Raw genomic sequence first — 10,943 nt, forward strand, 5'->3', positions numbered from 1 at the left:
CTGCTAGGTGATTTGCTGGAGCGCTACATAGCCAACCGTCTCGAGCCACGTGGGTGGATCTGGTGCGCGGGTAACATCGTTAGCTCAGTTGATTTCCTTCGCGAAGACCTCACTGTTGCATTGCAAGTTAAGAATCGGGACAACAGCGAGAACAGCTCCTCCTCAGCTATTCGTGAGGGGACAAACATCAAGAGATGGTTTCGCATTTATTCAAGGAAGGGCAGAACTAACTGGGAGAACTTCCCTTTTGCGTCGGGCCTAAGCGAGGACGATTTCCATGAGTATATCAAAGATTACGCAAAGGGCCTAAAATAAATGTATGCATCGATTTTCACATATTTCTCTGTTCTCTGGAGCGATGGGTTTAGACTTAGGTTTGGAGCAAGCTGGTTTCGAAACGCTGGCCTTTGTTGAGCTCGATCCCATAGCTCGCCAAACCATTAATATCAATCTAAGCCGCCTGGGCCGCAACGCAGTTATTTTTGAGGACGTGACGCAAGTAACAGCTCAGGATTTGCTGGACGCAACCAATTTACGAGTTGGTGAAGTCACTTTGGTCTCGGGTGGGCCTCCTTGCCAACCTTTCAGCACAGCAGGTCGCAGAGGAGCTATACAAGACCCCAGAGGCAGTTTGTTCAGGGATTTCATTCGACTTATTGAAGGTATCCGCCCCCGCTTTTTCGTGATGGAAAATGTGAGAGGTATACTTTCTGCTGCTATTCGCCATCGTCCTATTGCTGAACGTGGTAAAGAAGCGCGTCCACTTGATCCTGATGAATTGCCCGGTTCGGCTTTTCAGGTAATCCTCGACGAGTTTACTCGCCTTGGCTATACCTATGCCTATGGGCTCCTAAACGCTGCGAATTATGGTGTGCCGCAGATACGTGAGCGGGTAATTATTATTGGCAGCCGCGACCACGAACCAATTGCTCTGCCCCAACCAACTCATAGCCAGAGCGGGATAGGGCTTCCAAAGTGGCGAACCCTTAGAGAAGCACTCGCAAACCTAAGTGACCCTGAACCCCTATTCCCACCATACCCCGATTCACGTTTGCGATTCCTCCAACTGATTCCCGAAGGTGGTAACTGGCGCAATTTGCCACGTGAACTGCTTCCTGAAGCCATGGGTGGAGCACTTAATTCCGGTGGAGGAAAAGTCGGCTTCTACCGTAGACTAGCCTGGGATAAGCCGTCCCCAACAATCACTACCAGCCCCTCTCAAAAAGCCACCGACATGTGCCATCCCAGTGAGTTGCGTCCTATTAGCGTCCGGGAGGCCGCACGTATTCAGGGGTTTCCTGACGACTGGATTTTTTATGGTTCGATGGCTGATCAGTACCGACAGATAGGAAACGCGGTTCCTCCCCGTTTAGGAAAAGCCATTGGGGATTCTATAGTCGCAACCATCTTGGGTGATAAGAAAGCCACTGCTATTCAAACTAGGCTCTTTGAGCTTGCAAGTTAAGCCCACATTGCACACTCACCTTTACACCTTTCCTAAAGAAAACCTAAGCACCCAAATGAATTAATGTTAGGTAAAAACGCGACCAGTACGCATTTCACCCCATATCCCATCTTAGACTTCTAACCATGTAGCCCCAAAGAATGAGCGCAGAAAGGGGTGCAGACCATGCGAAACCTGGGTTCAGGGCAATGGCTTTTGAGTGCGCTGGCGGGGGTGCTGCTGCTTGCGGCGTGCGGCAGCCCCAGCAACTCCACACCTTCCACACCGCCCATCAGCGAAAGCATGTCGGTGGAAGAGGCCCGCTTCGTAAGCAACGACCTCGAGCTCCAGGGGCGTGCACCCGAGCAACAGGTGGTCTTCGACTTCAGCGGCAAGGTGGAGGAAGGCCCCAGCAAGGACACGGTGCTCTCGGGCAGGCTGACCCTCGAGCTCAAGCCGGTGGGGGGCGGCCACTTTGTGTTTATGGGCGCCCTGAGCGGCACCAACCTCAATGTGCCGGCCAAGGGGGTGCTGACCCGTGGGGGGCGCATCTACATCTTCTTCGAGGTGGACAAGGCCAACAACCTGCTGATCATCGGCACCGGCAAGCGCGAGGCAGGCGGGGTGTTCAAGGGCCCCTTTATAGGGCCTGCCGCCGGGGATAAAGGCCGCTGGACAGCCACCCCCGTCTCAGGGCCGACCCCCATGCCCGCCCCCACGCCGCAAAAGCTCGCCTACACCTTCAGCGGGCTGGTGGAGGATGGCCCGGCCAAGGGAACCAGGCTCGAGGGCCGCCTCAACCTGGAACTCCGGCAGAAAGAGGGTTACGGACGCCTGGAGGGCAAGCTGGTGCTGGCCGATGGCGGCGAGATTCCGGTCAAGGGCGCCCTGGCCGGCAACAAGAAGGTGTTTGTGATCTTCGACCTGGGCAGGGGCAGTCGCATTGTGGGCGAGGGCGACATCCAGGCCGACAAGAGCATCCAGGGGCCTTTTGTCCTGGTGCAGCAAGACAGTGGGCGCACCAGCCTGAGCCGAGGCTCCTGGACGGCCAAACCCATTCCATAGGGGTTGCCGGAAGTCTGAGGGCGGGAGCGAAGGCGATAGCAGCGGTCGGTCTCAAGTTGCAGGTTTTCGGCCCTCTGCTTTCGCTGCTGCAACCAGGAAAGGAACGCACAAGTGAGGGGCTCGAGGTTCTGCGCGGCTAGCGGGGAGCCACGACCTCGAGCCGCACCGGCGAGACCACCAGGGTACAGGCCTTGATGAGCACCCTGTTGACCGTGGCCCCTCCGCCAAAGTCCAGGCTCCGCTCGTTGCAGGCGCTGGCCCCAGCATAGCCCTCGAGGGCTCCCGCCACCCAGCCGCCCCCCGAGCCGGCCAGCGAGCCGTCGGGGGGCATGCGCTGCGATACGCTGCCAGGGTTGGCCATCAGATGGCCCAGGTAGCTGTTGCCCCAGGCCGTGCGGCTGGGATAGAGCTTCAACGAGCCGTACTGCGGGGCTTGGTCAATGGCGTAGGCCGGGGCCATCTCAAACGACCACTCCACCGCCCCAAGGCGAAGCGGGTTGGGCAGGTTCAGGCGGTAGGGCGCGGGGTAGGCCAGCGTCCAGCGGGGCTGGCTGTAGAGGTCATCCGCCGAGACATAGGGGGGGAAAAAGCGGGGGTCGAAAAAGGCATACCAGTTGATCCAGGTCTCTGGCATGGGTTCCGTAAACAGCTGCTTCAGGGCATAGGAGGGGCCAAAGCGGCTGGAAAGCTCCTGGAGCGGCATTCCATTGAAGCTGATGCGGCGGATGGGGTCCAGGCCGTTGCGCTCGCGGTCGTACCAGGCCGTGGCGTACACGAAGTTGGGCCTGCGCCAGTCGGCGCTCTGGCCGGGGCTCACCACCCAGACCCGCGTGGACTGGAGCACCGCGATATAGGCCTGTCCCTCGATCACCGTGGGGTGACTGCCGACCAGACCGTTGATAATGCGATCCTGTTCGGTAAAAGGAGCGGTCTGTGCCAGCGCCAGGCCCAGCAGAAAGATAGTGCTTACAGCGTATTTTTTCATGCCCACAAGGTACACGGGCCTGCGTCACTCAAGCGTCACCGGCCCATCGGCGGGGTTCTATCGTGCTCTTCATAGAGGCAATCACCCAGGCGACCCCTGTTCGCTCCGGGGCGAAGCATTCCCGTCGTCGAATGAAACCGACCCCAGCCGTGGCGAGTTTCAAACCGGGGTGGTCGGAGCCGGGTCTTGAACACCCGCCCTCAACGCCCTGGCTCCCCGCTTGGGTCGGTGTTCAGGTTAAGGTTGGTATCTTGTAAAGCACCCTAATCCGGCCACTCCCCCACCTTTTCCCGCTCCACGGCGTAACCGGCGCGCTCGAGGCCCGCGACCACCTCGTGACCGTGGGCCGCATCGCGCACCTCGAGCACCAGCTCCACCCCCACCTTACCCAGCGGGGCCAGCCAGAGGGCGCGGCGGTGAAAGATGTCGATGATGTTGGCCCCGGCTGCCGCCACGTGATCCACCACCCGGGCCAGCGCCCCCGGACGGTCTACCACCGCCAGCTTGAGCAGCAGGTAGCGCCCCTGCCGCACCATGACCTGCTCAATCACGCGGGAGAGCAGGTTGCCGTCAATGTTGCCCCCACAGAGCACGGTAGCCACGGTCTGCCCCGGCTGTAGGGGCACCTTGCCAGCCAGTAAAGCCCCCATGCCCGCGGCCCCAGCCCCCTCCACCACCAGCTTGAGGTTCTGGGCGCAGTGGGCAATCCCCCGGGCGATTTCATCGTCGCTGACCTCGACCACCCGGTCCACGTACTGCCGAATGAGGGGCAGGGTCAGGTCGCCGGGGCGCTTGACCGCAATGCCGTCGGCGATGGTCTGGGCCACCGGCACGCTCACCGGTTCTCCAGCCCGAAGCGAAAGGTTGACCGGCGCACAGCCTGCGGCCTGCACCCCCACCAGGTGGGTCTGGGGGCGCAGGCTCTTGACCGCCACCGCAATCCCCCCCATTAAGCCGCCGCCCCCGATGGGCACCACCAGCACATCCAGCTCGGGCAGGGCCTCCAGCAGCTCGAGGCCGATGCTGCCCTGCCCGGCGATGATTTTTTCGTCGTTGAAGGCGTGGACGTAGGTGTAGCCGTGCTGTTTTTGCAGCTCGTGGGCGTGGGCTACAGCATCGTCGAAGCTGGCCCCGTGCAGAATCACCTCGGCCCCCAGCCGGCGGGTGGCCACAATCTTGGTCAGGGGCGCGTGCTGGGGCATCACGATCACCGAGCGGATGCCCTGCAACGAGGCGGCCAGGGCCACCCCCTGGGCGTGGTTGCCCGCCGAAGGGGCAATCACCCCCCGGGCTTTTTCCTCTGGGGTGAGCGAGGCTATTTTGTGGTAGGCTCCGCGAATCTTGAAAGAGCCGCTTTTTTGCAGGTTCTCGGCCTTGACAAAAAGCCGCACGCCAAGCTCCTCGGAGGCCAGGGGGTCGGGCAGGGTGGGGGTGGGCGCAATGACCCCGCGAATCAGCTCGCGGGCAGCCTGGATGTCCTCGAGTCGAACCGCCATGGGCCGATTGTATCGCTAGCCAAGCCGGGCCACCTCGCCGAAGCGGAACGAAGCGGTGTCGAGCCCCCCCGGCGCAACCACCCACAGCGTGGGGAGTTCGGGGGCTTGGAGGGGAAAATCCCCGTAGCCATCGGTCAGGTACACGCACACCCCCTCGAGCGCCACCCGGTTCACCTCCTCAAAAAACGGCACAAAGCTGGTGCCACCGCCCCCCTGGGGCGCGGGAATTTCGCCATCCGGCTGGAGTGGGTAGGGGCCGTAGAGGGCGGCATCGGCGTAGTAGAGCCGGGCCTCCAGGTGGGGGTAGGCCTGCAGGATGCCCTGCACCTCGCCCAAAAAGCGGCGAACCAGGGCATCGTCCACCGAGCCCGAGGTGTCCACAGCGATGTAAACCTTGAGGCTCTCGCCCTCGAGGGTCTCCAGGTACAGGCCGCGCCCCAGGTGGCGGCGGTCGTAGCCGGCAAAGTCGGTGGGGGTGCGTACCAGGAAGCGCCACAGCAGGGCCTTCCAGTCCAGTTCGGCGGTTTCCGGGAGGCCAAAGGCCCGCTCGAGGCCCGCCGGCAGGCTGCCCTTGCCCTGGCTGCGGGCGATGATCTGGGCCTGCTGGATGGCTTTTTTCCAGTGCCGCTCGATGGCCGCCTTCTCGGCCTCGCCGAGCGCGCCCCCCTCCGCGAGCTTCTGGCCGGGCCGGGGTTTGCCTTTCGGCTCGGGCTGGCCCTGGCCCTCTTTGACGTCCTTGGCCTCTGCATCCTCGGGGGGGGCCAAAAGCAAGTCCAGCACAACCGGCTCCTGCGCTCCTTTCGGCAGCAGGGCATAGACCTCTTCGACTGCAAAGCGCTCGAGCTCGGGGTTACGGACATGTCCTTCGGGCAGGCTGTAGCCCCGCTCGATCAGGAGGCCGTTGACCACAATGTCGGCGGCGATGTTCCAGCGCTCAGGGTCGCGGTGCGAGCGGCGGGTCACGTGCAGCAGGGCCGCGTGCAGCACCTCGTGCAGCAGCACCCCGTCGAAATGCTCGTCGGAGAGGGCCGCCATGAAGTGGGGGTTGTAATACACGTCGCGCCCATCGGTGGCCGCGGTGGGAATGGCCAGGCTGGGCCGGTAGTGGGCAAAGAGGGCCAGGGTGGCGAAAAATGGCGAGCGCCGCCGCAGGCGAAACAGGCTGGCGGTGATGCGGCGCTCCAGCGCGGGCGCCGGGCTTGCAGGCGTGGCCTGGGGGTTAGGGGTGGTTTCCATCGTGACCTCGGGGGTCAGGGTTTTCTATCCGGGAGGGCCTCGAGGGCCTTCTTCCGCACCCAGCGGTTGCCGTCCTGGGCCAGGCGTCTTAGCACTTCCAGCGGCGTATTGGGGTTCTGGGCCACCGCATAGCGCACCAGCCACTCCGGGGCGGCCCAGTGGCGCACCTTGGCCAGCTCGAGCGGGGGCATCTCGGGCCGCGACAGGGCCACCGCGCGGTTCAGGGCAAAGCGCGACCTCGAGGCCCGCAGCACCAGCTGCCGCCGGTAGGCAGCCAGAGTCGGCTCCGGCAGGCGGGGGTTGCGCAGCGCGGCCAGGCGCACCTCCTCGTCGGTATCGCGCAGCAGCTCTTGCAGCGCCTCCGGCGCGGCGCTGGGGTGGGCTGCCACCGCCAGGCGCACGTCCCGGTCGGCGTCCTGGGCCAACTGGGTCAAAATTTCGGCGGGCAGGGCCGGGTTTTGGGCCAAAGCCAGCCGCACCGAGCCGTCTTCGTCACTTTGCAGGGCCTCCAGCACGTCGCGGGGGCTTGCCGGGTGCCGGGCGGCCAGCCCCCGGCCCCAGGCCTCCTGCGCGGCCAGATGGCGAAGAAAGGCCGCATCCAGCGAAGGCTCCAGCGCCTCGGCCCGGCGGTACTGCTCGAGCCAGGCCGCGGGCACGGCGGGATGCGCGCGGGCCGCCTGGCGCACCTCCGGGTCGGGGTCGCCCAGCAGGCGTTGCAGGGCAGGCAGCGGGGTCTGGGGGTGCCGGGCCGCAAGGAGCCTTAGGTCTGGCGGGTCGTCCGGGCGCACCTGCGCCAGCACCTCTACCCCGGCCCCCGGATGGGCAAAGGCCGCCCGCCGAACGTCCACATCGGCATCGGCGGCCAGCCGCAGGAGCAGCCCGGGGGGAAGGGCTGGGTTCTGGGCCAGGGCCTGCCGCACCCGCCAGTCTTCGTCGCGCAGGAGGGCCTCGAGGGTCGGCTGCGGCGTGTCGGGGTGGGCGGCCACCAGCCGGCGGGCCCGCTCCGGCCCCCGCGCCAGCGTCTCCAGCCATTCGGGGGGCAGGCTCTCGCCCTCTCGCAGCTTTCGGTAAAGCGCCCCGGGGCTCAGGGGCAGCTGGGGCGGAAACACCCAGCCTGTGAGGAAAGCCTCCAGGGCTTCCGGCGATGCTTCCGGGTGGTCGGCCACCGCCTGCTGCACATCGGGGTCGGGGTCGCGGCCCAGCTCTTGCAGGGCCTCGAGGGGCGTGGAAGGGTGCCGGGCCACCGCCTGCCGCACCTGCCAGTGGTCGTCCTGGGCCAGGAGTCGCAGAACCGCCGCAGGGGTGCGGGGGTTCTCGGCCACCCGCACCCGCACCTCGGGCTGTTCGTCGCGGGCAAGCTGCTCGAGGCCTGGCAGCGGGGTTGCGGGGTGCAGGGCCACCGCCTGGCGCACCTCGGGGTCGGTATCGGCGACCATGGCGGTCAGGACCGCGGGCGGGGTGCGGGGGTGCTGGGCCACCGCCAGGCGGGTCTGCCAGTCGGGGTCGGTGTGGAGGTGCTCGAGGCAGAAGGCCGCGTTCGGATGGGCCGCCACCAGCCGGCGACCATAGGGGCCTAAAGCGGCCAGCCCCTCCAGTTCCTCGGGGGTGAGGCCCGGGTCTTTGCCCTGGAGCCGCTCCAGGCCCTGCCGCCATTCCGCCGGTGTCTGGGGGTTCTGGGCCGCCGCCTCCCGCACCTCCTCGTACTCGTCGGCCAGAAGCGGGCCCAGCAGCCCGGCTGGGGTGCGGGGGTTGGCCGCCAGCGCCCGCCGCACGTCGCGGTCGCCGTCCTGCGCCAGCGTGAGGAACCAGGCCTCGGGCAGGCCGGGGTTGGCGGCCAGCGCCACCCTGACCCGCCAGTCGTCGTCGGTGAGGAGGCGCTCGAGCAGATGGCGCGGGGTCTCGGGATGGGCGGCGAGCAACCGGCGAATCCAGAAGTTCGCCTGGGGATAAAGGCCGTCCGGCCCACCGAGCAGCGCCTCGAAGGGGGCCTCCACGGGAAGGCCGGCCTCCAGAAGATGTAGCATCCGGGCGGTTTCGGGAGGGGTGGCCGGGTGCTGCCGCGCGGCCCGGCGCACCTCTTCCTCGTCGTCGAAAAGGAAGGCTTCCAGCACCCGGCGGGGCAGGTCGGGCTGCTCGAGCAAAGCCAGCCGCAGCGTGGTATCGGGCTCCTGGGCCAGGCGCGGGGCCAGCCAGGAAGGGGCCATCCCCAAAAGCACCAGCTGCCGCAGCTCGAGGTAGTCCAGGTCAACCTCGCACCAGCCGAGGGCGGCCTCCAGGGGCTCGGCCTCCAGGCCTATGTGCAGCCGGGCCGCCTCGGCCACCGCCAGCAGGGGGTGGGCGCAAAGGGCTTCCACCCACTCCGGGGGAGCGGCGGGGTTTTGCAGCAGGCTCAAAAGCGCCGGTGTGTCGCCCTCCCGCACCGCCCAGCGCAGCAGGGGGGCGGGCGCCTCGGGGCAGGAAAGCAGGCGCTGGCGGGCGTAGCCCGGCATCTCCGCCAGCCAGTTGGGGTTCACCAGCCACAGCAGCTCCAGCAGCGCATTCGAGAGCACCGCCTCAGGAAAGTGCACCGCCAGCCGCCACAACACCGCCTCGGGCGTGTTGGGGTTGGCCGCCACGGCGCGCCGAACCTCGGCCTCGGGCCGCGAGGCCAGGGCCCGGAGCCGCTCAGGGGCGGTTTTGGGGTTCTGGGCTTCCTCGAGAAACATCGTCATACTGCCCGCCATTCCTGGCCGATGGCAAAGGGGTCTTTCAACCCAGCACCAGCTCCCGCTGCTCCTCCAGATAGGCCCGCAGGCGGGGCTCCTCCTGCACCAGGAGGGCAAACTCGCCGGGCCCCTGCGGCCTGAGCCGCCGGTAGAGGTCGCTGACCAGCAGCTGCACCCACTCCGAGGGGGCCACCTCCACCATCCAGCGGAAAGCGTTCAGGGCCTGCCGGGTGTTCGCGGCGCGGAGGGCCAGCCCCAGGGTGAGGGCGTAGCGGGCCGAGGGTTCCTCGGGAAAGGGCAGGTGGGCGCGGCCCTCCAGGATTTCCTCCAGCCCAGGCAGCGCCTCGTAGACCTGCTCGTAGGCGGCCAGCTCGGCGGCGGCGGCCTCGCCCACTACGGGCGCAATGTCCAGCCCGGCCTTCAAAAGGTGCGAGGCCATCTCCCAGCTGCGCGGGCTGGGCCAGGCCGGGCTTCTGGCGTCCATCTGGTGCAGCAGGGCCGGGCGGAAGGCCAGAAAGGCCAGGATGCGCTCGTGAATCCCGGCCTGCAGGCCGTAGGCTTTGAAGCTTTCGAAGTCCGGGGTGACCTCGAGGTGGATGAAGCGGTTGGCCAGCGGGGCCGGCATATCGAACACGGCGGCCCGGTCCTCCTTGCGGTTGCCCGCCGCCCAGACAAACCAGCCCTCCGGTAGCTCGTACGAGCCCACCTTGCGGTCTAAGATGAGCTGCTGGGCCATGCCCTGCATGGTGGGAGGGGCCATGTTAAGCTCATCCAGGAAGAGAATCCCCTCCCCTTCCCAGGGCAAAAACTCGGGCGGATACCAGCGCGAAACCCCGTCTACCGGCACCGGCAGGCCGCGCAGGTCGGTGGGGGCCAGCTGCGAGAGCCGCAGGTCAATAAAGCCGATACCATACTTGCGGGCGGTCTGGGCCACAATCGAAGACTTCCCCACCCCCGGCGGCCCCCACAGCATGGTGGCGGTCTGGATGCGATGCTCAATCAGTCCGGACAGATATTTGGTGAGTTCGGTTGGGCTCACGCGCTCAGTCTGGGGGAAAGGTGGTCGAACTCTGTGGGCAAATGAACATTTGGACGTTGCTAAATTTTCGCTAAACGCTGGGAACCCTCAGGCCCCAACCGAGCCCCCAAGGATGCCGCCAGCCGGAAGCTGTGGCCAACCTTGCACGTGACCGAAGCGTTACGTTGCTCTTCTATTCAAGCGAGCCAATCTATCAATACGCTGCACACTCGAGCCCAGGTAAGCTCGAGAATCGAGCCCCACGCGAGGCTTTGCTGACCTGCGCCGTACGGTTCGGCTGGGGTGCTCGGGTTCAGCAGCAGCACGAAAAAACGTTTGGTTGTGGTTTTTCCAAGGCCTAAACCTTGCAACCGAGCCGGAGCCGGCCCGAAAAACGCTCTTTTACACCGAGACCACCGGGGGCGCACAGCTTCCCCGCCGGATGAGCCGCCCGGGGAAGCGCCGCCGCACCACCTTGTCCAGGGTCTGGTGCTCCACCGCGTCCAGCACAATTTCCACCGCCGCCCGGCCCATCTCCTCTACGGGTTGCTCGATTACGTCGAGGGGCGGGGTGACCAGGGAGGTCCAGGAGTAGTTGTCGAAGGTGAGCAGGGAAACATCCTGGGGAATACGCAGCCCCAGCTCCCTCAGGGCCCTGAAGGCCCCCGCGGCCTCACTGCCAGTCAGGGAAAAGAGGGCGGTAGGGGGTTCAGGCAGGCGCATCAGGTCTAGGGTGAGCCGGTAGGCTGCTTCCTCGCTGCGCTCGATGACCCGCTGGTAGGCAGGGTTGGGGGAGAGGCCCACCGCCTGCATGGCCTCGGGGAAGACCTTTGAGCGCTCGTCAGGGGTGAGAACAGGGTGGTAGTCGCCCAGGGTAGCAATCCGTCGGTGGCCCAGCTCGTAGAGGTAACGCACCCCCTCAAAAACGCACTGTCGCCCATCCAGCATCACGTAGCTGAAAGGGCTATCGGGGTAGAAGTGGTCTATCTCGAGG

At 65.6% G+C, this 10,943-nt stretch carries 9 protein-coding genes; 3 read left to right on the plus strand and 6 right to left on the minus strand.

The window, feature by feature from the left end; genetic code table 11:
- The 3 genes from NZN28_RS12595 to NZN28_RS12605 form a co-directional block, all read left to right on the plus strand.
- On the plus strand, nucleotides 1–315 hold a 315-nt coding region (locus tag NZN28_RS12595), incomplete at its 5' end, for a SinI family restriction endonuclease (RefSeq protein ID WP_295398696.1).
- Between the two features lie 4 nt (nucleotides 316–319).
- Nucleotides 320–1,465, plus strand: a complete 1,146-nt coding sequence (locus NZN28_RS12600) for a DNA cytosine methyltransferase (protein ID WP_295398697.1) — start codon at nucleotides 320–322, stop codon at nucleotides 1,463–1,465.
- Between the two features lie 165 nt (nucleotides 1,466–1,630).
- Nucleotides 1,631–2,509 (plus strand): hypothetical protein, encoded by an 879-nt coding sequence (locus NZN28_RS12605; RefSeq protein ID WP_295398698.1) that lies wholly within the window; start codon nucleotides 1,631–1,633, stop codon nucleotides 2,507–2,509.
- A gap of 136 nt (nucleotides 2,510–2,645) precedes the next feature.
- Here NZN28_RS12605 and NZN28_RS12610 read toward each other — a convergent pair whose 3' ends face one another.
- The 6 genes from NZN28_RS12610 to NZN28_RS12635 form a co-directional block, all read right to left on the minus strand.
- Complete coding sequence (locus tag NZN28_RS12610; RefSeq protein WP_295398699.1) at nucleotides 2,646–3,494, minus strand: hypothetical protein; 849 nt, start codon at nucleotides 3,492–3,494, stop codon at nucleotides 2,646–2,648.
- 263 nt (nucleotides 3,495–3,757) lie between these two features.
- Nucleotides 3,758–4,990 (minus strand): threonine ammonia-lyase, encoded by a 1,233-nt coding sequence (ilvA, locus tag NZN28_RS12615; RefSeq protein ID WP_295398700.1) that lies wholly within the window; start codon nucleotides 4,988–4,990, stop codon nucleotides 3,758–3,760.
- Nucleotides 4,991–5,005: 15 nt separating this feature from the next.
- Complete coding sequence (locus NZN28_RS12620) at nucleotides 5,006–6,226, minus strand: VWA-like domain-containing protein (protein ID WP_295398701.1); 1,221 nt, start codon at nucleotides 6,224–6,226, stop codon at nucleotides 5,006–5,008.
- A gap of 14 nt (nucleotides 6,227–6,240) precedes the next feature.
- Nucleotides 6,241–8,937: a hypothetical protein gene (locus NZN28_RS12625; RefSeq protein WP_295398702.1), complete on the minus strand. Its 2,697-nt coding sequence runs from the start codon at nucleotides 8,935–8,937 to the stop codon at nucleotides 6,241–6,243.
- Between the two features lie 37 nt (nucleotides 8,938–8,974).
- The gene (locus NZN28_RS12630) at nucleotides 8,975–9,970 is read right to left on the minus strand and encodes a MoxR family ATPase (protein WP_295398703.1); all 996 of its coding nucleotides are present in this window, start codon (nucleotides 9,968–9,970) and stop codon (nucleotides 8,975–8,977) included.
- Nucleotides 9,971–10,351: 381 nt separating this feature from the next.
- The coding region (locus NZN28_RS12635) for a substrate-binding domain-containing protein (protein WP_295398704.1) at nucleotides 10,352–10,943 on the minus strand (592 nt) is incomplete at its 5' end.

It is taken from the genome of Meiothermus sp. (assembly GCF_025056915.1).
Taxonomy (GTDB): domain Bacteria; phylum Deinococcota; class Deinococci; order Deinococcales; family Thermaceae; genus Meiothermus.